The sequence below is a fragment of the Ancylobacter defluvii genome (assembly GCF_018390605.1).
Lineage (GTDB): Bacteria > Pseudomonadota > Alphaproteobacteria > Rhizobiales > Xanthobacteraceae > Ancylobacter > Ancylobacter defluvii.
Map to the genome: position 1 here is coordinate 233,301 of NZ_JAHBGD010000005.1, position 23,950 is coordinate 257,250.

At 67.4% G+C, this 23,950-nt stretch carries 26 protein-coding genes and 1 tRNA gene; 15 read left to right on the plus strand and 12 right to left on the minus strand.

Annotated elements, in window-relative coordinates; translation table 11 throughout:
- Positions 1-5: 5 nt before the first annotated feature.
- Genes KHC24_RS03700 through KHC24_RS03730 form a run of 7 tightly spaced genes read right to left on the minus strand, consistent with a single transcriptional unit; the run spans position 6 to position 4,914 of the window.
- Entirely contained in the window at positions 6-971 is a 966-nt protein-coding gene (locus tag KHC24_RS03700) for an AAA family ATPase (protein ID WP_213359444.1), read from the minus strand.
- Between the two features lie 43 nt (positions 972-1,014).
- Positions 1,015-2,979, minus strand: coding sequence for a transposase domain-containing protein (locus KHC24_RS03705; RefSeq protein WP_213359446.1), 1,965 nt, complete (start codon positions 2,977-2,979; stop codon positions 1,015-1,017).
- Positions 2,976-3,437, minus strand: coding sequence for a DNA transposition protein (locus KHC24_RS03710; protein WP_213359448.1), 462 nt, complete (start codon positions 3,435-3,437; stop codon positions 2,976-2,978). Before KHC24_RS03710 ends, KHC24_RS03705 begins: the two co-directional genes overlap by 4 nt.
- A gap of 7 nt (positions 3,438-3,444) precedes the next feature.
- Positions 3,445-3,591: a hypothetical protein gene (locus KHC24_RS03715; RefSeq protein WP_213359451.1), complete on the minus strand. Its 147-nt coding sequence runs from the start codon at positions 3,589-3,591 to the stop codon at positions 3,445-3,447.
- A complete protein-coding gene (locus KHC24_RS03720; protein WP_213359454.1) occupies positions 3,591-3,788 on the minus strand; it encodes a hypothetical protein in 198 nt (65 codons plus the stop codon). The genes KHC24_RS03715 and KHC24_RS03720 overlap by 1 nt, the downstream gene beginning before the upstream one ends.
- Positions 3,788-4,606 (minus strand): ParB N-terminal domain-containing protein, encoded by an 819-nt coding sequence (locus tag KHC24_RS03725; protein WP_213359456.1) that lies wholly within the window; start codon positions 4,604-4,606, stop codon positions 3,788-3,790. Before KHC24_RS03725 ends, KHC24_RS03720 begins: the two co-directional genes overlap by 1 nt.
- 2 nt (positions 4,607-4,608) lie before the next feature.
- Positions 4,609-4,914, minus strand: coding sequence for a helix-turn-helix domain-containing protein (locus tag KHC24_RS03730; RefSeq protein WP_213359458.1), 306 nt, complete (start codon positions 4,912-4,914; stop codon positions 4,609-4,611).
- A gap of 143 nt (positions 4,915-5,057) precedes the next feature.
- Between KHC24_RS03730 and KHC24_RS03735 the strand changes: the two genes are divergently transcribed.
- Together KHC24_RS03735 and KHC24_RS03740 are read left to right on the plus strand one after the other, a co-directional pair.
- Positions 5,058-5,816 carry an XRE family transcriptional regulator gene (locus tag KHC24_RS03735; RefSeq protein ID WP_213359461.1) on the plus strand — a complete coding sequence of 253 codons (759 nt, stop codon included), beginning with the start codon at positions 5,058-5,060 and terminating at the stop codon, positions 5,814-5,816.
- 10 nt (positions 5,817-5,826) lie between these two features.
- Complete coding sequence (locus tag KHC24_RS03740; RefSeq protein ID WP_213359464.1) at positions 5,827-6,345, plus strand: hypothetical protein; 519 nt, start codon at positions 5,827-5,829, stop codon at positions 6,343-6,345.
- A gap of 240 nt (positions 6,346-6,585) precedes the next feature.
- Here KHC24_RS03740 and KHC24_RS03745 read toward each other — a convergent pair whose 3' ends face one another.
- Positions 6,586-7,473 (minus strand): helix-turn-helix domain-containing protein, encoded by an 888-nt coding sequence (locus KHC24_RS03745; protein ID WP_213359465.1) that lies wholly within the window; start codon positions 7,471-7,473, stop codon positions 6,586-6,588.
- 265 nt (positions 7,474-7,738) lie between these two features.
- On the opposite strand from KHC24_RS03745, the gene KHC24_RS03750 reads away from it, so the two are divergent.
- The 6 genes from KHC24_RS03750 (at position 7,739) to KHC24_RS03775 (ending at position 11,763) form a co-directional block, all read left to right on the plus strand.
- Complete coding sequence (locus KHC24_RS03750) at positions 7,739-8,002, plus strand: hypothetical protein (protein ID WP_271180645.1); 264 nt, start codon at positions 7,739-7,741, stop codon at positions 8,000-8,002.
- Between the two features lie 24 nt (positions 8,003-8,026).
- Entirely contained in the window at positions 8,027-8,332 is a 306-nt protein-coding gene (locus tag KHC24_RS03755; protein WP_213359468.1) for a hypothetical protein, read from the plus strand.
- Between the two features lie 135 nt (positions 8,333-8,467).
- On the plus strand, positions 8,468-8,755 hold the full coding sequence (gene gatC, locus KHC24_RS03760) for an Asp-tRNA(Asn)/Glu-tRNA(Gln) amidotransferase subunit GatC (protein WP_213359469.1): 288 nt from the start codon (positions 8,468-8,470) through the stop codon (positions 8,753-8,755).
- 5 nt (positions 8,756-8,760) lie between these two features.
- Positions 8,761-10,242 carry an Asp-tRNA(Asn)/Glu-tRNA(Gln) amidotransferase subunit GatA gene (gene gatA, locus KHC24_RS03765; RefSeq protein ID WP_213359470.1) on the plus strand — a complete coding sequence of 494 codons (1,482 nt, stop codon included), beginning with the start codon at positions 8,761-8,763 and terminating at the stop codon, positions 10,240-10,242.
- A complete protein-coding gene (locus tag KHC24_RS03770) occupies positions 10,242-10,538 on the plus strand; it encodes a chorismate mutase (protein WP_213359472.1) in 297 nt (98 codons plus the stop codon). The genes gatA and KHC24_RS03770 overlap by 1 nt, the downstream gene beginning before the upstream one ends.
- Before the next feature lie 295 nt (positions 10,539-10,833).
- Entirely contained in the window at positions 10,834-11,763 is a 930-nt protein-coding gene (locus tag KHC24_RS03775; protein ID WP_213359474.1) for a DMT family transporter, read from the plus strand.
- Between the two features lie 36 nt (positions 11,764-11,799).
- On the opposite strand, the gene KHC24_RS03780 is transcribed toward KHC24_RS03775, so the two are convergent.
- Positions 11,800-12,066 (minus strand): DUF6455 family protein, encoded by a 267-nt coding sequence (locus KHC24_RS03780; protein ID WP_213359476.1) that lies wholly within the window; start codon positions 12,064-12,066, stop codon positions 11,800-11,802.
- A gap of 172 nt (positions 12,067-12,238) precedes the next feature.
- On the opposite strand from KHC24_RS03780, the gene KHC24_RS03785 reads away from it, so the two are divergent.
- Positions 12,239-12,805 (plus strand): cytochrome b family protein, encoded by a 567-nt coding sequence (locus KHC24_RS03785; RefSeq protein ID WP_213359478.1) that lies wholly within the window; start codon positions 12,239-12,241, stop codon positions 12,803-12,805.
- A 69-nt stretch (positions 12,806-12,874) separates the two neighbouring features.
- On the opposite strand, the gene KHC24_RS03790 is transcribed toward KHC24_RS03785, so the two are convergent.
- The gene (locus KHC24_RS03790) at positions 12,875-13,420 is read right to left on the minus strand and encodes a glyoxalase superfamily protein (RefSeq protein ID WP_213361072.1); all 546 of its coding nucleotides are present in this window, start codon (positions 13,418-13,420) and stop codon (positions 12,875-12,877) included.
- Between the two features lie 704 nt (positions 13,421-14,124).
- On the opposite strand from KHC24_RS03790, the gene gatB reads away from it, so the two are divergent.
- Positions 14,125-15,618: an Asp-tRNA(Asn)/Glu-tRNA(Gln) amidotransferase subunit GatB gene (gene gatB, locus KHC24_RS03795; RefSeq protein ID WP_213359479.1), complete on the plus strand. Its 1,494-nt coding sequence runs from the start codon at positions 14,125-14,127 to the stop codon at positions 15,616-15,618.
- A 569-nt stretch (positions 15,619-16,187) separates the two neighbouring features.
- On the opposite strand, the gene KHC24_RS03800 is transcribed toward gatB, so the two are convergent.
- Positions 16,188-16,490: a hypothetical protein gene (locus tag KHC24_RS03800; RefSeq protein ID WP_213359480.1), complete on the minus strand. Its 303-nt coding sequence runs from the start codon at positions 16,488-16,490 to the stop codon at positions 16,188-16,190.
- Positions 16,491-16,820: 330 nt separating this feature from the next.
- Between KHC24_RS03800 and KHC24_RS03805 the strand changes: the two genes are divergently transcribed.
- The 5 genes from KHC24_RS03805 to KHC24_RS24955 all read left to right on the plus strand — a co-directional run bounded on the left by KHC24_RS03805 (position 16,821) and on the right by KHC24_RS24955 (position 21,880).
- On the plus strand, positions 16,821-17,531 hold the full coding sequence (locus KHC24_RS03805; RefSeq protein WP_213359481.1) for a glutathione S-transferase family protein: 711 nt from the start codon (positions 16,821-16,823) through the stop codon (positions 17,529-17,531).
- A 118-nt stretch (positions 17,532-17,649) separates the two neighbouring features.
- Entirely contained in the window at positions 17,650-18,357 is a 708-nt protein-coding gene (locus KHC24_RS03810) for a hypothetical protein (RefSeq protein ID WP_213359482.1), read from the plus strand.
- 288 nt (positions 18,358-18,645) lie between these two features.
- Positions 18,646-18,737: transfer RNA gene (locus tag KHC24_RS03815), tRNA-Ser, on the plus strand.
- 426 nt (positions 18,738-19,163) lie between these two features.
- Positions 19,164-20,429, plus strand: coding sequence for an MFS transporter (locus tag KHC24_RS03820; RefSeq protein WP_213359483.1), 1,266 nt, complete (start codon positions 19,164-19,166; stop codon positions 20,427-20,429).
- Between the two features lie 578 nt (positions 20,430-21,007).
- Positions 21,008-21,880: a transglycosylase SLT domain-containing protein gene (locus tag KHC24_RS24955; protein WP_246546110.1), complete on the plus strand. Its 873-nt coding sequence runs from the start codon at positions 21,008-21,010 to the stop codon at positions 21,878-21,880.
- A 198-nt stretch (positions 21,881-22,078) separates the two neighbouring features.
- Here the strand turns inward: KHC24_RS24955 and KHC24_RS03830 are convergent, their stop codons facing one another.
- The gene (locus KHC24_RS03830; RefSeq protein ID WP_213359485.1) at positions 22,079-23,905 is read right to left on the minus strand and encodes an adenylate/guanylate cyclase domain-containing protein; all 1,827 of its coding nucleotides are present in this window, start codon (positions 23,903-23,905) and stop codon (positions 22,079-22,081) included.
- Positions 23,906-23,950 lie beyond the last annotated feature (45 nt).

The following is a 23,950-nucleotide window of genomic DNA, read 5'->3' on the forward strand; positions in this document are numbered from 1 at the left end:
CCCCCTCAGATCTCGACCGAGGAAAGCTGCGACCACGCGGTGTTCACGTCCTTCCGGCTGATGCTGGAGGGCGAGCCGGCGGCGCTCACCATGGTGGCGAGCCGGATCACCTTGTTCATGATCCGCAGCGCGCCCGGCTTGCGGGCGATCGACTTCAGCAGCGTCTTGACGTCGTCGTCGCTGATACCCCATGCGTCGAGCAGGAGGCAGATGTCCGCCGCCTTGGAGGCGTGCTGCATCTTGCGGATACCGACGCGCGAGTGCAGCTGGGCGAAGGCTTGCGTGCGCTTGTCGGCCGAGCCCTGCAGGCGGGCCAGCATGCTCTCATTACCGGCGACGGCGATGCCGCATTTGCCAAGGTCGAGCACCGTGGTGCGCAGCTGGTCGAAAGCCTTGGCCTCAAGGTGCTGCGCCTCGTCGACGATGACGAGGCCGTTGGCGCCGCGCACACGGGCCGAGATGGCGCGGGAGATGAAGGCGTTGCGCCGTTCGGATACACCTAGCTCCTCGGCGAGGATGGACAGCACGTTCGCCGCCTTCTCCATCGACGGGTCGGCGGTGAGGAACCACACATTGGAGTTCCGCCGGGCGTAGTGCTCGATCGCCGTGGTCTTGCCGATGCCGGCGCCGCCGACGATCACGCCGAAGTCCGGCGCCGATTGCGCGAAAGACAGGGTGGACAGCACGTCCTGGGCGGTCGGCGTCATGATGAAGCTGGGCACGTCCGGCAACACGGCGGCGGTGTGCTCGCGCTCGCGGCGCGTCTCCAGCCAGCGCTGGAGGTCGGCGGCGACGCGGCCGGTATCGCCCCGGTACGTGTTGCCCATGAACGGCGTCAGGGTGCCGTGCTTCACGCCGCTCTCGTCGGCGATGTGCTGCCAGCTCAGGCCCTCGCGATCCTTGATGGCGCGCACTTCCTCACGGATGGCGGCCTCGTCGATGGCGGCGTCTTCCTTGGTCTTGTCGAGCATGGTATTGACCTCTTGCTTTGGACTAATGGCGGCGTCGGCGGGCTCAATCGCCGGCGCCGTCTTCGTTTCGGACCACCCGGAACCGGGCGGCCTTTTGGTTGAACTGGTGGAAGAAGCTGTCTTCGCTGGCCTCCGCCTCGAATTCGTTGGCGGGCTGCAGCGCGACGGCGGCATTGCCGAAATACGGCCGGACGATCCGGGTTTCCGGCAGCTCGGGCGTCTCAATCCTCGGCATCAGCTCGGCAACCTGATCCAGCGTCATCTTCCGCTCGGCCGTTGCCATCGCCTTGGCGGCGCGCAGAAACTCGGTGCGGGCGCGGGCATGGGCGCGGGCGGCGTCGGTGTCGAAGAAGCCGGCGGCCTCAATGCAGGGCGCCTTGCCGAGGTAGGAGCCGTTCAGCTCGTAGACGTGGGCGTCCTGCTGCAGCGCCTGCGGGTCGACGCGCAGCACCAGTTTCCGGCCGATATGGTTCAGCAGGAATTCGGCCCAGTATCGATTGCCGGCGAGGATCAGCGCGCCATCCGGCTTGCGGGCGGTGATCGCCTCGGCCGGAAGTAGCCATTTCAGCCGCTGCATCGGGCTCGCCTGCCGGATCGGCGACGATTGGTAAGAGGTGGCGAAGACATTGGTGAAGCTGTCGCCATTGCACGTCTTGGACTGACGGCCGAGCCGGGTGTTGTGCTCAACGACACCTTCGGAGACGACTTGCAGGAACAGGTCGAGCGGCACGGCTCGATTGCCGTAATTCTCGGGCTTGTTGGCGATGCTGTTGCCGGTCCAGGCGCCTTCGAACCGGACGTCTCGGGCAATGTTGCCGGCGAAGTCGCGCCATGCGCGTTCGATCGGCTTGGCCTGACCGTGGTACGGCGTCGCCCAGTGCAACTGGCACCCGAGGTCGATCACCACACCGGCCGGTTCGTCATCCTTCACCTTGAAGCGGAAGCGGGTCGGCGCGCCGCCGGTGATCCACTTCGACGCGAAGTTGCGGCCGTTGTCGAAAATGACGTGGTCGGGAATGCCGTAGGTCTCGACGAGGTCGCCGAAGGCCAGCCGTACCGCCGCCTTGTTCTCGGTCTTGTCGACCCGCCACGACAGAATCAGGCCGCTATAGATGTCCTGAAAGCCAACGAGGCACGGCCGGGTGACCTCGCCATCGGGGAACTTCACGAAGACGTCCCACTTGTGGCCGTCCGCGTTCACGGCTTCCAGGGCGTGCAGCGCCGAGCGGTCGCGCTCCTGCGCCGGATACATGCGCTTGAGCGCCTCCGGCCCCTTGCGCAGGAACACCCGCGTTGTCTCGTCGAGGGCGGCGATGCGCCGAGCCAGCGTCTTCTGCGAGGGGATCGTCCAGCCCTGTGCCCGCGCCACCGCCTGCAATTGGCGATAGCAATGCGCCACCGATGGCTCTGCCTGCCGCAGATAGTTGGCCTTGAACCACTCCCACGCTTCCGGTGAGCAATCCGCCTCGGCCTGCCGCCCGGCATGGCGTGGCATCAGGTACGGAAGCCAGTCGGCCTTGGCGACGCCGGCCACCATCTCGGCCCAGCTATATAGGGTGCGCAGCGACACCTTCGCCTCGGCGGCGGCATGCATCATCGCGACGTCGCGCGCCCGGCCGGCCATGACCAGGTCATGCACCGCGTTCAGCACCGCCAGTCGCTCGCGCGCCTTCTCCCGGCGAACTTCCGGCAGCGCCTCGAACCAGTCCCATCGGGCGTCGCGGGCAAGGCCGGCCTTCGCTTCGGCCCGCACGTCCTTCGCCAGATCGCGCCGCTGCGCCAGCATCAGCTTGCGCTTGGCATTGGTGGGCAGCACGTCATAGCGGTACTCGTAGCCGCCGCCGCGCCCTTCGCGCCGCCGCCACACGCCGTCCGGTGCGGCCGGATACTCGCGAGCCGGCGCGCGCCAGCCTTCACGGTCGGCCATGAGCCGGATGCCGCGTTCTGTGTCAGGAAGGTCAGGAAGCTTCAGGGCGACGAGGTCGGCGGGGGAGAAGAACTCTTTCACAGAACGCCCCCGCGCTTGAGCTGGCGGCGGTTCGCTTCAATCTCGCGGTCCATCTCGGCGCGCTTTTCCAGCCGCTCGGCGAGTTCGATCGCCGGCAGGTAGCGGCGCTCGATCACCGCCCAGTCGAATTGGCTGGCGATGAATTCGAGGAGCCGGCGGTCCCCGGTCGCCTCGATCAGCGCGATAAACCGCACGACGTTGATGATGTGCTCGCCGCGTGCCTCGGAGGCGTAGGCGTCCAGCATCGGCTTGCTGACGGCTTCGTCGAGATACTCGCTCATGCGCGCGGCGACCTTCTCGCGAGAGAGCGCGCACTGCTTCAGGCTCTGCGACACCGCCTTTGAAATGGAGGCGGCAAGGCTGGCCGCGCGAACCGTGTGTGCCTCAAAGGCACGCACCGGCTCGCTTGGCTCCCAGCCCAGCAGGTCCAGTTGATCAGGGTGACGACGGCGCGACATGGGAGCCTCAGAGGATGGCCGCGTGGAAGATCACGCCGAGCCAGAAGCCAATGGTCAGGGAGAGGAGCAGCACGGCGACAGCGAGAAGGACGGGCGCCCGGTCGGCGTCGTCCCGGCGCGGGCCGGTGGGGATGTGCGGCAGGCGGGGCGGCATCACTTGGCCTCCGGCCGGGCGCGTTCATACGCCGCCTGCTTCACCGCCGCCTTCCACAGCACCGAGCCGTGCTTGAGCGTGCGGAACCCGTCCACGTTCACCACTGACCGGGGAATGATGACGCGAACGGTCGCGCCTCGGCCCTCGCCGCTAACCAGATACTTTTGCCCGCCGACCCTCACGGTGATGTCCGACATCACGCAGCCTCCGCTTCATTGCCGCCGTGCTCGGCTATGAAGTCGGCGAAGCGGTTGCGGGCGGCGGTGCCGGCGGCTTTCCAGACCTTCAGCAGCGCGTCGTACTGGGCGTCTTCCTTCGACACGACCGCCGGCCGGGCGCCGGCCAGCCGCTGCGAAGCCTCGCCAACGGAGCGCGGAGCGTCATCGGCCTTGCCGAACATCAGGTCGAGCACCGGCATGCGTTGCTCCGGCGGCAGCTTTACCAGCGCGTCGAGATCGGCCCCCTTGTTCGCCATGGGCGTACCGGCCAGCCGGGCGCGGACGTCGGCCGGCAGGGTGGCGCGTTTGAGCAGGCGCTGCAGCGAGCGTTCCGAAAGGTCGAGCTTCTCGCAAGCCTCCTGGGAGAAGCGCGGGACCATGTCGCCAAAAATGGCGGCTTGGTCGGAGCGACGGTCGCCGCCGTGCTTCGTCGACGGGTTCAGCTTCTCGTAAAGCCGCTTCTTCTCGGCGAGGAATACCGCCCGGTCGAGTTCGGTCAGCTCGGTGCGATAAAGGTTCTCGTCGATCTCGCGCAGCCGCGCCTGATCGGGCGACAGGCTGAGAACAACGGCCTCGATATCCTCCCATTCGAGGATGACGGCGCCGCGATGCCGATGGCCGCCGGAGACGAGGAGGTACTTGCCCGCCTTTTTCGGGTGCGGACGCACCTCAAGCGGGACATTGAGCCCTTCCGCCTTCATGTTGGCGGCGAGGAAGAGGGCGCGGTCCTCGTCGACCGCGCGCAGGCGATCGGCAACGATGATGTCGGCGAGCTTGATGGTCTGCGAGACAGGCATGTCTAGGCGGCCTTCGATTTTTGACGGAGACGGTCATTAACCATCCGCTTACCGTTGGATCGCTGGCGCTTGGGGCGGCCGGCGCGGTCGTAGCGGGAGGGCCAGATGTCTTGGGGCTTCAGTTCGAGGAACGTCGCAATGATGCGTTCAAGCTCGGGCCACGGGCGGGTCCAGACCTTGTAGATCGTCGACGCCTCGTAGCCGTGGGCGATGCCGAGCTGCGAAAGCTTGGCCCCGCGCATGCGGACGGCCGCCTTGACCTGCTCGGCGTGCCAGTCTTGTGATAAGTCAGCGCTGACTTTCCGCACTGTTGGGTTCCGATTCCGAGACGTTCACGACACCTCGGCATCCGGCTTTCGGTGCAGAAGTGTCAGGTTTCGGACATCAGAATTAGCGATTCCGGAACATATGTCCAGCTTCTTTTCGCTTCCGAGTTCAGGAAACGGAAAAAATGCGTGCCATGGGGGCTAAGTTGCTGCCGTCGAATAGGAAAATCGATCTCGGAAGCGATGAACCGCAGTCAGGTTCCGAGATCCGAGTTTCGGAACCGAAGTCGGAATTCCAGGGGCGACTTGTCCAGGCGATCGATGGCGCCGGCGGTGTTGATGCCGTTGCGGCTAAGAGCGGCGTGCCGAGGGGGTCGCTCTACAACTATTACCGGGGCGTTCACGAGCCCAAGGCGTCGGCGCTCGCTCGCATCGCATCAGCAACGGGCAGCTCGGTGGATTGGCTTCTGTCATTGGCCGAGGCGCCCGTTGTGACGGAGGGGCTGGCGCAAGCTCAATCGTTTCAGGACGATCGCTTCGTCGATGTCCAGCGGCTGACTTTCCGTGCGTCCGCTGGGTTGGGCGCCATGATCGTGAAAGAAGCTGAAGGCACCGCGCCGGTTCGTCGCGACCTTCTCGCAAGTCTCGGTTTACGGCCTCAGTGGGCGCGAGTGCTCGATTCTGCCGGCGATAGCATGTCGCCGACGATCATGGATGGCGATAAACTATTGATCGACGTATCGCCCGATGCAGCTTCCCGATTTATCGACGGGAAGATTTACGTCTTTACCGTCGGCGACGAGAGTTTCGTGAAGCGTCTACATCGCGCACCGGGAAAGCTAATCATGGCCTCGGACAACCCGGTCTATCCCGAACGGGATGTGCCACAAGCCGAGCCTTTCGCTATAGTCGGCCGCGTCCGCTGGGTTGAACACGAGGTCTAGGGAGAACACCGTGCGCCGCGTTTTTGTGTTAACTGCCGTGCTCATCACTCTCTGCGGCGCCGCGACTGCCGACCCTCTCGGCGGAAAACTTGCTGACTTCGCCACTGATTTCAACAAATCAGCGAAGGCGTTGAAAAACCCCACCCGTGTTGCCAAGGCTAACTGCAGCGCCGCTGTTCGGGCAAGCTGCACATTTGTGGTGACCGACAATATTCGTCTCGACGCGGTGTCAATGGATGACAAGAAAACTCTTGGCGCCATAACCATCCATATGAACGGCACTCCTCGTGATGTGCCGGTATATTTCCGCACGATCGACGTTCTCATGAAGATGTACGCAGGCCGTTCGTCCGACGATGAACGCCGCGTTGTCCTCGGGCAACTAGTGCAGCAGATCGCGAACAGCCGCACGCCAAAGGTGACCCTCGACGGCCTAGATGTTTCGGTGCTGCTGATCCCCGGCGTGTCATCAATCACCGAAGTCGGCCGAGGCGACATCGGTCTCGACACCACCGCCGAGCCGCTTTGAGAGGTCGCTGATATGATGTTAAGAGCCGCTTGCCATGCTCTTGAAAGGCGGAGCCTCCTGCGCCGCCTTTCTGCAAGATCATCTGTCCCGACCGCCGATTTTTTCCACCTTCTGCAGAAACGGCCACCGCCGCCCGCGCCGCCCGGCAGAAGCCGCAACCGCCCGCCGGATAAGGCTTTGTCCCGCCTGTTCCCGGCTAATCCCACCTAATCCCGTCTCTGCAGAACTAAGTGTCTTCATTCAGGAGGAAGGGATCGCTTGGCCGAGGGTGGCGCAGGCGCGGCGCACCGCCTGGGCCTGCATCAGGAAGGCGACGGCGACGAAATCGTTCAGCGCCTCCGCGAGCGCCGGCTCGGCGAGCGCGCCGCCGCGCGGATCGGGCCGGCGCAGCAGCCCCGCCTCCTCGCCGGCGCGCAGCAGGCCGAGGACATGCGAGCGGGAGACGCCGAACCGGCGGGCGAGATGGGTGATCGGCAGCGGCGGCTGGTCGTGGCCGGCCTCCATCAGCGACAGGGCGATGACGATGCCGGCGTCGCGGTCGGCGAAGGGCGCCAACTCCGGCACGTCGTCGAGCAGCCGCCAGCCCTCGCGGAAGGGCTGGATCAGCGCATCGATATAGATCGCCAGGAAATCCGGCTCGTCGATATGCGCGAGGCCGGCGGCCCCCTCCGGCACCAGGTCCGTCATGGCTGCCAGCAGATGGCGCCAGCGCGCGCGGTGCAGATCGAGCAGGCGGGCGCTCGGCGCCAGCCGCTTCAGCCGGCGATCGCCGCCGGGATCGGGCATGGATTCGACGAGGCCGAGCAGCCGGAAGGCGCCCAGCATGGCGACGGCGCGGCCGGGGCTGCAGACCTGAAGGCCGGCGGCCTCGGCTTTCAGCCGGCCGGCGCTCAGCCCGCCGCCTCCGGCGCCGGGCGGCTCGTAATGCAGGGCGAGTACCAGCATGGAGAGGATGAAGCGCCCGCGATCATTCAGCAGCCGATTCATCACCGCATTGCCGCGATAGGTGGCGACGATGCCGGCGGCCGCCTGACGCGCCGCCGGCGCGAACAGCGGGTGTGCGCGCAAGGCTTCGAGCTCTGGCCGGCGTTCCGCCGCCGGGGCGCGCCATGAGGTCGGATCGAGCATGGAGACGTATCCCGATTTTCCGTCGCCTTATGACATTGCCCCCGCCATCGCTTCAACCGGCCAGCCGGCCGGGATGACCGGGAAACGCCGAGGCGTTGCCGTCATGTGGTGGGCGCGCGGGAGACGCGGTCAAAAATCGGCGTTGCGCAACGGAACTGTCGGGCGTTCATTGCGTCGTGGGCGGAGAATCCTCCCGAAACGAGGACGTGTCATGCGCTACACAGGCATTCGGTTTATCTTTTCGCCGTCTACGGCTGGAGCGTTCGTGGCCGGCGCCATGGTGGCCGCCGGCGCGCTGATCGCCAGCGCGGCCCCGGTCTCGGCGGCGGTGGTGTATTGCACCGGCCCGGGCTATCCGCGCGGTTGCGTGGTGCGCACCGCCCCCGCGCCTGCCGCTCGCGCCGCCATCTATTGCACCCGTCCGGGCTATCCGGTGGGGTGTGTCGGCAGCCCGGCGGCGCGCGCCGTCGCCCGGCCGGGGCCGGGCGTCAATATGGGCGGGCCGGTCAATCGTCCCGGCCTGCGCTGAATCCATCCACAACAGGAGAGTTCCATGTCGATCCCCTTCACCACGCTCCGCCGGAGCGCGGCCGCCTCGCTGTGCCTTGGCGCCCTCGTCCTCGCCGCGGTGCCGGCACTTGCCGACAAGGCGGCCGCCGATGCCTGCGCCGCCGGGCTCAATGCCGACGGCAAGACGATCTATGCCGCCTCGTTCGCGTCGATCAGCTCCGGCGGCGACGTGCGCGGCGTCGTGACCGACAAGACCCGCTCGCTGGCGATGGGCGGCAAGATCGATCGCGGCGCGGCCCGCACCAATGCCGAAGCCGCCGGCAAGTGCCTGGCTCTCGCCGGCAGCTGAACCCCCGCGGCGCGGGCGACCGGCCGCGATGAATTCCCCGCCCTGACGTGGCGGCGGCGCCAAGCTGCGTTGCGGGACGCGCCGCCGGCCTGCTATACGGCGCGGCAGCATTGTCACGTCGTGTCGGGAATTCGGATGTCGGTCGATCAGGCGACGGTCCGGCGAGTCGCGCATCTCGCGCGCATCGCCGTCACCGAGGAAGAAGTGGTCCATCTCCAGGGCGAGCTGAACGCCATCCTGGCCTTTGTGGACGAACTGGCCGAGGTCGACGTCACCGGCGTCGAGCCGATGACCAGCGTCATCCCGATGACGCTGCCGCTGCGCCAGGACACGGTGACCGACGGCTTCTATCCCGAACGGGTGCTCGCCAACGCTCCGGTGGCCGAGGACGGCTTCTTTGCCGTGCCCAAGGTGGTGGAGTGAGCGAGATGACCGAACTTACCCGCCTCACCATCACTGCCGCCCGCGAGGGGCTGGCGCAGGGCCATTTCACCGCCACCGAGCTCACCCAGGCCTATCTCGACGCCATCGAGCCGGCCGGCGACCTCAACGCCTATGTGCTGTCGACGCCGGAAAAGGCGCTGGAGATGGCCAAGGCCAGCGACGAGCGCATCGCCAAGGGCGAGGCGGGGATGCTGGAAGGCATCCCGCTCGGCGTGAAGGACAATTATGCGGTCGACGGCGTGCGCACCACCGCCGGCTCCAACATGCTGAAGAACTTCGTGCCGCAATACGAATCGACCGTCACCGCCAATCTCTGGCGCGACGGCGCGGTGCTGCTCGGCAAGCTGAACCAGGACGAGTTCGCCATGGGCTCGTCCACCGAGACCAGCGCCTTCGGTCCGACGGTGAACCCGTGGCGGCGCGACGGCTCCGATCAGCCCCTCGTGCCCGGCGGCTCCTCCGGCGGCGTGGCGGCGGCGGTGGCGGCGCATATCTGCGCTGGCGCGGCCGGCACCGATACCGGCGGCTCGATCCGCCAGCCGGCGGCGTTCACCGGCACCGTCGGCATCAAGCCGACCTATGGCCGCTGCTCGCGCTGGGGCATCATCGCCTATGCCTCCTCGCTCGACCAGGCCGGGCCGATCGCCCGCTCGGTGAACGACGCGGCATTGCTGCTGCGCTCCATGGCCGGGCACGACCCGAAGGATTCCACCAGCGTCGACCGGCCGGTGCCGGACTATCAGCAGGCGGTGGGCGGCTCGGTGAAGGGCATGCGCATCGGCATCCCCCGCGAATACCGCGTCGACGGCATGTCCGGCGAGATCGCCAGCCTGTGGGACGAGGGCGCGCAATGGCTGCGCGACGCCGGCGCCGAGGTGGTGGAGATCAGCCTGCCGCACAGCAAATACGCGCTGCCGGCCTATTACATCGTGGCGCTGGCCGAGGCTTCCTCCAACCTCGCCCGCTATGACGGCGTGCGCTATGGCGAGCGGGTGCCCGGCCGCGATATCGTCGAGATGTACGAGAAGACCCGCGCCGCCGGCTTCGGCGCCGAGGTGCGCCGGCGCATCATGATCGGCACCTATGTGCTCTCCGCCGGCTATTACGACGCCTATTACGTGCGGGCGCAGAAGGTGCGCACGCTGATCAAGCGCGATTTCGAGAACGCCTTCCATGCCGGCATCGACGCGGTGCTGGCGCCGGCGACGCCGTCGCCGGCCTTCGGCATCGGCGAGGTATCCGGCGCCGACCCGGTGGAGATGTATCTGCAGGACGTGTTCACGGTGACGCTGAACATGGCGGGGCTGCCGGGCATCGCGGTGCCGGCCGGGCTCTCCGGCGACGGGCTGCCGCTCGGGCTGCAGCTGATCGGCCGGCCGTTCGGCGAGGGGGCGCTGTTCTCGCTCGCGCAGGTGATCGAGGAAGCCGCCGGCCGCTTCGAATGCCCCGAGAAGTGGTGGCTGTGATGGCGCGCCTGCTGCCCGAGAACGAGCGCGCGCTGGCGCCCTTCCGGGCGGAGATAGACGCTCTCGACGCGCAGATGGTGGAACTGCTCGCCCGGCGCTTCGAAGTGGTGAAGCACGTCATCGCGGTGAAGAAGGCCGAGGGGCTGGCGGCGCTGCTGCCCGAGCGGGTCGAGGACGTGGTGGAGAAGGTGACCGCCACCGCCGAGACCAAGGGCGTGCCCCCCGAACTCGCCGAGCGGCTGTGGCGGGTGCTGATCCAATGGGTGGTCGACTACGAGAACGAGCGGCTCGGCTGACGCCCGGCGCGGTTATCCCGGCGTCTTCTTTTTACTTGCCTCTCCCCGATGGGGAGAGGTGGCCCGCGAAGCGGTTCGGTGAGGGGGTACGACATTGGGACGCGTCGAAGACCCCTCACCCCACCCCTCTCCCCGTCGGAGAGAGGGAGCTTGGTTGCTCCTGCGGTACAAGCGCCGCGCGAAGATTGCCGCGAAGGTCGAATGGCGCGCGCGGCGTGGCCGTGCTTTGAGCGGGGCGCCCGGCCGCACGGCCGGAGCCTGAACGGCGGCGCCCGGCCGCCGAGGACGTGATCCCGTGTTTCTCTCCGAAATCATGGCTGTCGGCGCCGCCAGCTGCATTGCGCTGAGCGCCATGTTCGTCAGCGAGCTGAACGGGCGCGTCGGGCTGTTCCGCCTGACCCGCTGGCAGATGAGCGCCGCCTTCGCGATGAATGCCGCCGTCGCCACCGCGCTCGGCGGCTGGAGCAGCATCGGCGCGACGCAGCTGGGGCTGCTGGCGGCCTCCGGCCTGTTCGGCATCGTCATCGCCAGCACCACCTATTTCGCCGCGATCTATTCCGCCGGGCCGCGCATCACCGCGCTGCTGTTCGCGCTCACCTCGCCCTTCGCGCTGGCCTTCGGCTATGTCGCGCTGGGCGAGACCATCAGCGCGCGGCAGGGGCTGGGCGTGGCGCTGGTGCTGGCGGGCGTGGCGCTGGCGGTCGGGGTGCCGCGGGCGCGGCGAGGAAAGGCCGACAGGCCTGTGATGCCGGCACCGGAAGGCGTGCCGCGACCGAAGGGGCCGCGGGTCGGGCCGGCCTGGACCGGCATCGGGCTCGGCGTGGTGACGGCGCTCGGGCAGGCGCTCGGCAACCTGTTCGCCCGCCCGGCCATGGCGGCCGGCGTCGAGCCCTTCGCGGCGATGGCGGTGCGCTCCGGCCTCGCCGCGGCGTTCTTCGTGGCGCTGGCGGTGTTTCCCTTCGCCCGGCGCGACACCGCGCCGGCGACGCCGCGCAATGTGGCGACGGCGGTCTGCTCGGCCTTGTTCGGCACCGTGCTGGGCATGGCGCTGCTGATGGCGGCGCTGGCGGGCGGCAATGTCGGCGTGGTCTCGACGCTGTCCTCGATGGCGCCGGTGGCGATCCTGCCGATGGTGTGGCTGCGCTCGGGCGTGGCGCCGTCGCCCGCCGCCTGGATCGGCGCGGTGGTGGCGATCCTCGGCACAGGGTTGATCAGTATCGGTTGATCAGTATCGGTTGATCAGTATCGGCCGGGCGGCGGCTCAGCGCGGGGCGGCAGCGTCGATCTCCGCCTCCACCCATCGGCGGAAGCTTTCGGCGTTGCGGCAGAACTCCGGCGGCGGGGCGTTCTCGGCCTCGCGGGTGAGCCAGTCGCGGCAGGCCGCGCCGGCGCGGCAGCCGAGGCAGCGCTCGGCGCCGGCGCGCAGTTCGCCGGGCGGGATCGCCGACGGGTCGAGCGCGTGCAGGCCCATATGGCCGGCCATGTGCCGGAACAGGGCGAGCCTCTCGTCGATGGTGTCGATGCGCATGTTTCGCCTCCTCGGGTTTGCCGTGAGCCTGCCGGAACGGGAGGCATCCGGCCTTGATCTGGCGCAAGGCGCTGAAACCGTTGCGCTACCGCGCGTTCCGGCGCACTCTCGCCCTGGAAACCCAGGGCGCGCGGGGGGCGCGCTGTGCCGTCGCCAACGGGGGAGGCGTGGCATGGAGTGGTTGAATGCGCTGTTTCAGAACGGCCCGGCGATCATCCGGGCCGCGAGCGAGACGGGGCTCGGCATCGTTGCGTTGGTCTGCCTCATCATCGGTTGCGTCGGCGTGGTCTATCTCGCCCGCACCCACAGCACCCATCCGTGGATCGGGTTTTTCACCTTCGCGCTGTTCCTGCTCGGCTCGCTGAGCCTGGCGGTGGTGGCGCTCTATACCGGCGCCAAGCGACCGCTGGCGCTGGCCGATGCCCGCCTCATCAGCTTCAAGACGCCCTATTACAACGAGCAGACCAAGACGATGCGGCTGCTCGACGCCAGCGTCATCAACATAGGCGACAAGGTCTGGCGCGAGTTCCAGGAGCGGCCGGACGGCAATGCCGAGTACTATCACCTCGTCAAGACCATCGAGCCGGACCGCATGCTGTTCATGCGCCGGCCCGGCCCGAACGGCGAGGAAGACTCGACCGAGCTGATCATCGACCTCAGCCGCAGCATCATCTGCTACCGCGACGGACCGGAGTCGCCGACGCTGCAATGCCCCTACGCGCTGATCTCGGTGCAGTGAGGCGGCAGCGAGGCCCGGCGGCGGGCGCGAACGCCGGCGGCGTCCGGCCACGGCGGTCTGCTGCGCCGGTCATCCGCCGCCGTGGCGCTGCTCGCAGAAGCGGATGCGGTTGCCGAACGGATCGGTGACTTCCATCTGCTGCCCCCATGGCAGCGCCTCGACGCCCGGCCGCATATTGGGATTCTGCTTCGCCAGCAGCTCGGCATTGTAGGCCCGCACGCCCTCCATCGCCACGAACACGGTGGAGCCGGGGGTGGCATCGCCGTGATGGCCGGACAGGTGCAGCACCAGCCCGGCGCGCGAGACCTGCGCATAGAGCGGCAGGCCGGGCGCGAAGCGGTGTTCCCAGTCCAGCGTGAAGCCGAGGAAGCCGACATAGAAATCCAGCGCCTTCGCCTCGTCGAAGATGCGCAGGATCGGCGCCGTGGTGCGGAAGGAGACAGGGCCGGCCGCGCGCTCCTCCGGCACCTGCGCGGCGAGCACGTTCCAGTCCTTGGCGCCGAACTGGGCGGCGACGAGATCGAGGGCGTGGCCGTGCGGGAGGTCGATGCCGTGGCCGGCGAGGGCGGCGCGCAGCGCCTTCGCCATGAACTTGGCGTCCTGGCGGGATTCCAGGCGGGTATGGAGTACGGAAGGGGCGGACATGGTCGATCCTGCGTCTGCGGCGATGCGTGGTGTCAGGGCTCGCCTTGCTGACGGCACCGCCGGGTGACGGAGGATGTCGACAGGTCGCAATCGGTGCGTTCACCATGCCCCGCAAGGGGCGCGAGCGGCCGGCCGCACCAGCCGGTTCGCATGATAGCGGGGGCGGGAAGGCGCGCAAGGGGGGGCAGGGCAAGGGCAAGGGAAGCCGAGGCTTTCTGGCACCCGTGCCGCGAAAGCTGCCTTACCCGTGGATCTGCGCGAGGCGGGGGCTTTCGCGTCTCTCCGATGAGTGAGGGGGGAGGGGCTCCCTGGCTCCGCAATCGCAAAGGCCCCCTCGCCGACCCGCTACGCGGGCCACCTCTCCCCAATTGGGAGAGGGAAAGAGCTTGCGGGCTACCTCCCCTCGACGTGAAGAGGGAAGAATGGGCTGGAGGCCGGTATGGGGATGCGGGAGGCGAGCCGTCTTCGAGGCTCGCGGTGCTCGCCTTGCCGGATGAGGGGCTCTTCCTGCCGTTCGCCCCGCGCGGGGACGCCTCCTTCGTCATCGGTGGATCGGTATGGATGTTCATATCCACCCGCGCGCCGCGCCTTCGGGCGCGCCGTTCCGGTTGCCAGGAACACTCTCATGGGAGTAGTCAGACTGCCAAAGACTGCCGTTGCGACGAGGCCCCCTTATGAACATGCATTCCCGCCCCGCCGACCCGAAGAAGCTGATCAAGGGCGCGACCGGCGATTGGGAAATCGTCATCGGCATGGAAATCCATGCGCAGGTGACCTCCAATTCCAAGCTGTTCTCCGGCGCCTCCACCGAATTCGGCGGCGAGCCCAACTCGCATGTCTCGCTGGTCGATGCCGCCATGCCGGGCATGCTGCCGGTGATCAACGCCGAATGCGTGAAGCAGGCGGTGCGCACCGGGCTCGGGCTGAAGGCGGAGATCCACAACCGCTCGGTGTTCGACCGCAAGAATTATTTCTACCCTGACCTGCCGCAGGGCTACCAGATCAGCCAGTACAAGGACCCGATCGTCGGCGAGGGCGTGGTGCGGGTCGACATGCCGGAAGGCCCGATCGAGGTCGGCATCGAGCGGCTGCATCTGGAGCAGGATGCCGGCAAGTCGATCCACGACCTGTCGCCCACCCAGTCGCTGGTCGATCTCAACCGCTCCGGCGTGGCGCTGATGGAGATCGTCTCCAAGCCGGACCTGCGCTCCTCCGAGGAAGCCAAGGCCTATGTGACCAAGCTGCGCACCATATTGCGCTATCTCGGCACCTGCGACGGCGACATGGAGAAGGGCTCGCTGCGCGCCGACGTCAATGTCTCCGTGCGCAAGCCGGGCGAGGATTTCGGCACGCGCTGCGAGATCAAGAACGTCAACTCCATCCGCTTCATCGGCCAGGCGGTCGAGGTCGAGGCGCGCCGGCAGATCGGCATCCTGGAGGATGGCGGCAGCATCGACCAGGAGACGCGGCTGTTCGATCCCGGTCGTGGCGAGACCCGCTCCATGCGCTCCAAGGAAGAGGCGCATGACTACCGCTATTTCCCCGACCCGGACCTGCTGCCGCTGGAGTTCGACGACGCCTTCGTCGCCGAGCTGAAGGCGCATCTGCCGGAACTGCCGGACGAGAAGAAGGCGCGCTTCATCGCCGAATACGGGCTCTCCGCCTATGACGCCGACGTGCTGGTGGCCGAGAAGGCCACGGCCGATTATTACGAGGCAGCGGTTGCCCATGGCGGAGCCAAGCGCGACGCCAAGGCGGTGGCCAACTGGATCATGGGCGACGTCTCGGCCTATGCCAATACGGCCGGCCTCCCGGTCGCCGAGACGCATATCACGCCGGCGCAGATTGCCGGCCTCGTCGACCTCATCGCCGACCAGACCATTTCCGGCAAGATCGCCAAGGACGTTCTCCTTCTCATCATCGGCGAGGAAAAGCACGCCGACCCGCGCGCCCTCGTCGAGGCCCGCGGCATGAAGCAGGTGACGGATACCGGCGCCATCGAGGCGGCGGTGGACGCGATCATCGCGGCGAACCCCGACAAGGTGGCGCAGGTGATCGCCAAGCCGACCATGCTCGGCTGGTTCGTCGGGCAGGTGATGAAGCAGACCGGCGGCAAGGCCAACCCGCAGGCGGTGAACGACCTGCTCAAGGGCAAGCTCGGCATCTGAGGGGCCGGCGGGCACGGCCGCGACCGGCACCGGCCATTGCCGGCGCGATCGCCATCGAGGTGGCCCGGCGGGACGACCTGCCGGCCATCGTCGCCATACTGGCGCTGGAGACCATGTTCGGCGTCCGCGACAGCGCCGACCCGGCGCATTTTCCGACTATGAGCGGGGCTTCGAGGCGATCGTCGCTGACCCGTGCACCACGCCCTATGTGGCGCGGGTGCAGGGGCCGGTGCCCGACGCCTTCGGCTGATTCTCGTGCGGCGCTGACACGCCACGGCACGCTGCTGGCCACCGCCGAGGCGGTGCAGGTGCATCCCGAGGCGCGCGGGCTCGGCATCGCCTCGGCGATGATGGCTTTCGCCAAGGACGAGGCGCGGCGGCGCGGTCTCGCTGCAGCTGGTCTCCCACAAGCAGCGGACGCAAGCCCACCGCTTTTACGCGCGCGCCGGTTTCGAAAAGCGGCTCGACGGTTTCAAGCTGAAGCTGTGACGGCTGCGCCGCCGGCGGCGAGGGGAACGGCGCGCGGGGGAGGGGCGTCGTTCCCGTCGCGGGTCCCGGACCGGGATGCGTCAGGCGCCCTTGACGCAGCTCGACAGGAACGCCTTGCGCGTCATGTCGTTGAGTTTGCCGCCCTTTTCGCCGGTGTTCCATTGCTTCTCGCAGGCTTTGAGCCTGGAGGTCTCCGCGACCCTGGTGGGCTTGGCGGCGGGTGTGGAGGCGGCCTGCGCCGGGGCATAGCTGCTCGCGGCGGGTGCCGGTGCCGTGCCGGCGGGGGCGGGGCTGGCGGCGAAGGCTGCGGCGGAGGTGACGACGAAGGCGGCGGTGGCGATTCCGGTGAAGAGGCGACGACCGGTGAAGAGGTTGCGGTTCATGTCCTGTTCCTCCATGGCGTCCGTCATCAGCGGCGGACGGCCGAAAGCATAGATCCGGCCCGATGTTGCAAATTGGGCCCGCCGAAGCAGAATTCGTGTCATTACATGAATGTAATCGACGGATACTTACGCGAAGGCATCCCAATTCGCGACGTTGCGGCAGCGATGGCCGCCGGTGGCGAAGGGTTGCCTGATCAAACGCCCGCCCTGCCGGCTTCTTCGACGCTGCGGGGCGCCCAATGCGACCCCGCTTGCAAGCCGCCTCGCACGGCCCTAGTTCTGTTGGCGAGACGCCCAAAAGGGGGCGGGACTGTGGAGGGCCTTGCGCCCATGGCCGAACTTCAGACGAACCCGATCAAGCTCTATTACTGGCCGACGCCGAACGGCTGGAAGATCAGCATCATGCTGGAAGAGTGCGGGTTGCCCTATGAGGTCATCCCGGTGAACATCGCCAAGGGCGACCAGTTCAAGCCCGAATTCCTGGCGATCTCGCCCAACAACAAGATACCCGCCATCATCGACCCGCAGGGCCCGGACGAGGCGCCGATCTCGGTGTTCGAATCGGGGGCCATCCTGCAGTATCTCGGCCGCAAGACCGGGTTGTTCTATCCGTCTACCGAGCGCGGACGGGTCGAGGTCGACCAATGGCTGTTCTGGCAGATGGCCGGGCTGGGGCCGATGGCCGGGCAGACGCACCATTTCCGCATCTATGCGCCGGAGAAGCTGCCCTACGCCATCGACCGCTACACCAACGAGACGCATCGGCTGTACGGGGTGATGAACAAGCGCCTCGCCGACCGCGACTATCTCGCCGGCGACTATTCCATCGCCGACATCGCCTGCCTCGGCTGGGCGAAGCTGTGGGAGCGGCAGGGACAGAACATCGAGGAGTTCCCCAACCTCAAGGCGTGGCTGGCCCGCATGCTGGCGCGCCCGGCGGTGAAGCGTGGCCTCTCGGTGAATGCCGAGGACCGCAACAAGACCGACCTCGCCACCGACAGGGACGCGCAGAAGGTGCTGTTCGGCCAGCGCGCCCGCTGACGCGCCGGCACCCGGCGGATTCGGCCGGTCGCCGCGCGGTCCGCACGAGATCCGTTCCGTTTCCGCGCCGGATGCTCTAACCTTTCAGTTTGACGTGGCGTCACCCGAGGGGCGGGCGATGACGGACATGGACCCGGTCGGCGGCGGACATGCCGCGATCTCCGACGACTATACCGAGGGCATCGTCGGCTCCATCGCCGCCGAGGCGGTGCGGCGCGCGGTGATGGTCGCCTGGATGGCGGTGCTGCTCGGCATCCTCGTGCAGCTATTGATGATCGCGCTCAATCTCGGCCTCGGTACCGGCTGGCCCGGCGTGGCGGTGCTCGGCGATGTGGCGCAGGGCGTGAGCTGGGCGGTGCTGGTGTGCATCGGCCTCGCGGTGGGCACGGTGGCCGGGCGCGACCGCGCCCTGGTGATGGGGCTGCTGGGACTGGTCTCCGGCCCGGTGGCCTGGGGCCTCGCCAAGGGCGCGCAGCGCACCGTGCAATCGGCGATGGACCTTACCCCGGCGGGGATCGACCTGTTCTTCTATCTCGTCTGCGCCATCAAGGGAGTGGAATACGCCGCTCTCGGCGCCGTGCTGGGCTATCTGTCGCAGCATGAGGTGACCCGCATCCGCAGCTATTTCCTGCTCGGCGTCGCGGTGGGCGTGCTTGCCGCAGGGGCAATGACCGGGCTGAGCCTGTGGCGGGCGGCGCAACTCGGCACGGCAGTGGCCCCGGCCCGGTTGATCGGCACGGCGGTGAACGAGTTCGTGTTCCCGATCGGCTGCGCGCTGGTGATCTGCATGGCGCTGAGGATGAAGCGGCTGGTCGGGCTGCGTTAGGGCGAGGTGGCGCGGCGAGGTGGCGCGGTGGGACCGCCCGCCCGCACTCGCCGGTTGTCCCCTCGTCCCTGCGAGGCGCCGGGCGCGCCTCCCGGCCAGGCACCGCCCCGGAGGCAAGGTGTTCCGCCTGTTGAGAGGCCGGCATGGCGGTTTAGGCTTTTTGCCCGCACGGCGCGGGAGGGGTCTGGCGAAAATGCTGTTGGGCCTTGACCAGACCCGCTGCGAAACCTAGACAGAGCGCCGTCGCGGGGTGTGCTTCGTTGTTGAAGCGGGCAGGCCCGGCCGACCGGAGACGTGGCCGAGAGGCTGAAGGCACTCGTTTGCTAAATGAGCAGACCCCTAAAAGGGTCTCGAGGGTTCGAATCCCTCCGTCTCCGCCAATATTTTTCCTTTTAAAATCAGTCACTAACTTGGATGGTGAGTGAAATTACGGGAAGAAAAATGGGAGCCATTGTGGGAAAAATACCCACATTCCCGTAAGGCTTGTTCCCATTTCGTTCTCATGAAATCGCGCCGGCCTCATGGGAGGTCAGCATGTCCCAAGCCGTCCCAGCCGATGAATCAATTCTTGAAGACGATCATCCCCTGACACAAGTATGACAGGGGCATCGGGAGTTCATGCCTAAGGCTGCCGACAGTGGGCGGCAGGATGAACATGACCCCGAGGTGGTGCTCAGGTTCTGCCTCGGGTGTCCCTGCCATGTGCCTCTACACCGCAAGATGAACAATTCGGCTGGGGGTGTTAGGGTCCCGCTGCGGGGCGGAAGTTGGAGCCATATACCTCAGGGAAGCTCAAGGAGTGATCATTGTACGCACAGGTCGGAGCGCTCATCTTCGCGACAAGCCTTGTTCAGTTGGCGAACGGCTTCTTTACGACCCTCGTATCGCTTCGCTTGGGCGTTGAGGATTTCAATCCGGCACTCGAAGGCGTTGTCATGAGCGCCTTCTTCGTGGGGTTCACAATCGGCTCCATCACCTGCGGCGGGATCATCCAGCGGATTGGGCATATACGCGGTTATGCGGCCTTCGGCGGCATCGTGATCAGCGCCACGGTGGGCATGAGCCTCATGGTGGACGCGCTTGCCTGGGCGCTGTTGCGTGCTGCCATCGGTTTCGGCTGTGTCGGGCTGTTCGTGGCGACGGAGAGCTGGTTGAACTCGAAGGCCACCCCCGCTTTGCGCGGCAAGGTCTTCTCCACCTACATGGTAGGAACCTTCCTCGCCCTCGCTCTGGGCCAGTTGCTTGTCGGTCGGCTGCCGCTTGAAGGTGGCGCGGCTTTCGACATCATCGTCGTTCTGTTCGCCGCCGCGCTCGTCATCGTCAGCATGACGCGGGCCGAGCAGCCCATTGTCACGAAAGCGGTTACGCTGCCTTACGGCGAGCTCCTGCGCGCGGCTCCGGTTGCCATTCTTGGGGCGGCCATCGCCGGCATGATCAGCGCCACATTCTACGCGGTCGTGCCGAGCTGGATGCTGGCAAACAACGTGCCTCAGGAGACGATAGGGCTGGTCATGCTGAGCGCGGTGCTCGGCGGGCTCGTTTTTCAGGTTCCTGTCGGATTGTTGTCCGACCGTATGGATCGGCGGATGCTCCTCGCCGCGCTGGCCTTCGGCTTTGCCTTGGCTGCCGTGGTTCTCGTCTTCCTGCCGCGTCAGTTGAGCCTCGTCCTGCCGGTTGCGGCGCTTCTCGGCGGCTTCATGTCCACGCTCTATCCGGTGTGTGTTTCGCACGCGATGGACAACATGGCGCAAGAAGGGGCCGTATCGATCAGCGGCCGGCTCATTCTCATGAGCGGCATAGGCTCCACCATCGGGCCGCTGACGGGTGCCTGGATCATGGGCTATCTCGATCTGAACGGCGTGCTCTACTTCATGGCAGCGGCGGCCGTTCTGCTTGGAGTGGTGGCCATGCTCCGTGCGCTAGGTCGTGCATCGGCGCCGGTCGTGGAGGCGCCGTTTGCCGTCGTGGCGCCGCAAGCGCTGCACGTCGTGCCGGAGGAAGCCGTCATCCCGGAGGAAGCCGTCGCCACGGGGGCTTCGTCGGATTTGCCCGCGACCAAGGCAACATATTAAGCTCTGCCGATACACCTAAACGCTCACAATGGTTCTGGCGCATCGATCCGAGCCCGGCGGAACCCATGCTGTTCCCAGAGTAACTCGGCGGTATCCTGCCAGATCAGCCCGCCGCGAGTGATGATGCGGCGCGTTGCGCGCGCGCGGCAGATGCAGCCGGCGCGGTGATGTTTAGCGCCGGTCTTCAGGGCTCGGCGGGGGCGGCCTCAAAGGCACCCGGATGGCTGCGAGTTCGCGACTGAGCTGCGCCGTGTGCCGGTTTTCATGTCGCGAATGTTGGAACGACCTGTTCCCCCGCGCTGCCATGATGGCCGGAAGCGGGCGCGCAGCGTTTCAACCTTTATCGAATTGTGCTAGGCAGCGGCGTGGAATGGCGAGCAACACAGCGATGGATGGGCGGAGGGCCTCTGGCGGTCGCGGTGCTCGCGCTGGCAGGGCAGGCTGTCTGCGGCCCATTTTCCGGCGCATCGCAGGCATGGGCTGCGGATGAGTCCACGCCGGTGTCGCCAACTGAAGCTGCTTTGGCGGAGCCGTCCGCATCGCCGTCTCAGCTCGTCTGGCCGTCTACCGACGGGGCCATGCCGGTCATGCTTCTGACGCCTGTCGCTCGCAGTTCCGCAGGTCTTGTCGCGCCTTCCTACTCAGTATGGCTGACCGACCCGCCGCACGGGGCACCGCTCGGCGGGAGGTTCGTTGCCTGGGAAGTGGCAATCGCCGAGGTCGAGGTCTTCCATCGGGAGGCCGCGGTTCCGCCGCTGGGGTCCCCGTCCGGCGCGCCGGCCGCTTCCGCTGCCCTCCCTTCCGCCGCGATCACCTCATCCGTTCCCTTGCCGCCGAGACGCCTCGCCGAGAAGCGTGGGATCGTCATGGCATCGCTGGTGCCGCTGCCACCCAGGCGCCTCAGCGCGCCGATGTCGTACGCGCCGCAGGCGACGGCCGCGCCCGAGGAGGCCGCGCCGGATGGGGCGACGGCGCTGCGTGACGCCGCCGCCAACGAGAACCTGAACGCTCCCACGGAGGATGCCGCGCGGGCCATCGACGATGCTCCCGAGCCTGTCGCCAGCCGGGCCACGTCTGACCGCGCGCCGCCGCGCATCGAGGCGCTGATCGAGCGCTACGCCCAGCGCTTCGACGTGCCGGCGCGGCTCGTGCGCCGCGTGGCCTGGCGGGAGAGCAATTTCGACCCAAGCAAGCGCCATGGGCCTTACTGGGGATTGATGCAGATCCGCGTCGACACCGCGCGTGCGCTCGGCTTCCGTGGTGCGCCGAGGGATCTTCTCGACGCCGACATCAACATGGCCTACGCGGTCGCCTATCTCGCCAACGCATACCGGGTCGCAGGCCGCGACGAGCGGCGGGCGGTGATGCTCTATGCCAGCGGCTACTACTATGAGGCGAAGCGCAAGGGCATGCTCGGTTCGCTGATCCGCACCGCCGCTGCCGAGGAATAATCCGCCGGACGCCATCCACCTACCTCCAGGTGAGAATGCATCACCGTGCTGCCGCGTAGACATCGTTCTCGTCTTGGTCGTTGGCCTGTCGCCGCAACAGATGCCGGCCGTCGATCTCGCCCTGCGGCGCTCATCGGCGCGCCCACGCCGGCGCGCGCTTCAGCTGCTGTTCCTGGCGTCGCACGCTCCCGCGCGGATTTATCGAATGGTGCCGCCGCCGCTGTCGGCTGCCGCTCCGGCCTGGAGTTCTCTGTCTCCGATCACGGCGGATGCTCTGTCCCCGAGAACCTCATGTCGCTGAGTGTCGATGGCGAAGACGGGAACGTGACGCGTAAATCCCTTCAACGGCCGCGCCTCCAATTCGATGAGGTCGACGGTGCCGCCGACCGCGCGAGCGACCGTGCGATCGAGCAGGATTTCCCGATCTTTCGCACTCGCGCATAGCCGGGAGGCGAGGTTCACCACATGGCCGACCGCCGTATAGTCGAGGCGGCCCTCGGAGCCGATCCGCCCCACCGTCGCCGGCCCCATCGCCAAGCCGACGCCGAAGCCGAGTTCGTGCCCGGCGGCGCGCCAGTCGACGAGAAGGCCTTGAACGCAGCCCTGCATGGCACGCGCCATGGAGACCGCGCGTTGGGCCGGGTCCGGGCAGGCGACCGGCGCGTTCACCAGCGCCATGATGCCGTCGCCCGAGAAACTGGTGAGCGTCGCCTCATACATCGCGATCACCCGTTCGACCGCGTCGTAATAGGCGCCGAGCACGCTGATGATGGTTTCCGGTTGCGCCTGCGCGGAAAAGGCGGTGAACCCCCGCAGGTCGCAAAACACCGCCACCACCTCGACCCGGCGACCGTCGAGAACCCGCTCGTCGCCGCTGCGCTCGATCAGTTCGGCGACCTGAGGCGCAAGGAAGCGCCTGAGCCGGCCGATCCGCTCCGAACGCTCCTGCGAGACGGCGAGTTCGCCGGCCATCCGGTTGAACCGCCCCGCGAGGCGTTCGAGCTCGTCGCCGGTGGCGAGCCGGATGCGATGGTCGAACTGGCCGGCGCCGATGCGGGCGACGCCGTCCTCCAGCTGGTGGATCGGCCCGATCATGCGCTGCGACAGCCAATAGGCGAGCAGCGCGGCGAAGAAGGTGCCGGCGACGAGCAGGATGCCGGTTCGCCACAGCGCCGCATGGATCGGCCCGAACGCTTCCGCCACCGGCTGCTTCACGATGACGCTCCACTCCACCATGGGGATCGGTGCCATCGCCGCCATCACCGCGGTTCCCCCGGTGTCGCGGCCGGCGGCGGCCTGGCCGGGCCGCGCCACAATCGCGGAACGCAGAAGCTGAAGCGGCCGGGCGGAGGCGTCGTCGGCGCGCAGCACCAGGCTGATGTCGGGGTGAGCCACCAACCGTCCCGGTGCGTCGAGCACGAAGGCTTCCCCGGTCCGGCCGACATGAATGGCGGAGATGATCTCCCAGATGAATTTGAGGTTCACCTCGGCGATCGCCACGCCCGTGGCCGAGCGATTTCCCGCCACCGCGACGGTCATGAAAGGTTCCGAGCCGCCCTGAAAAATCACCGGCCCGAACCAGGCTCCATGAGCGGTCGCGCCGATCACCGCGGGATCGTCGGAATAGTCGTCGCCGCTCTCGACGCGGTTCAGGCCGATGCGCGAGACGGAGAGCCGCTCGCGACCGGCGCCATCGACGAGGCGCAGGCTCATGACGGGCTGCACCTGGCGCAACAGCCGCAGCCCGTCGAGCCGTCGCCGCTCGTCGGCGCCGGCCGACCAGGGCAATTGTACCATCCACTCCAGTTGGTCGCTGATCCCTTGCAGGAAATACTGGATCTTGAAGGCGGCCAGCCGCGCCTCGGAATCGAGCAGGTCGCTCAGCCGGTCGCGCTGGTCGCGATAGCCGAACCAGGCCTCGCTGCCGCCGGCGACCAGAAGCGGCCCCACCGCCGCCGCGAACAAGGCGAGGAAGTATTTCGTGAACAGCGAGGCGCGTGGAGCGGTCGGTCCTCTGGTCACCATCAGGTTCCTTGGTCGCCCTCCCGGCTGGTCCGCCGCCTCACTGGC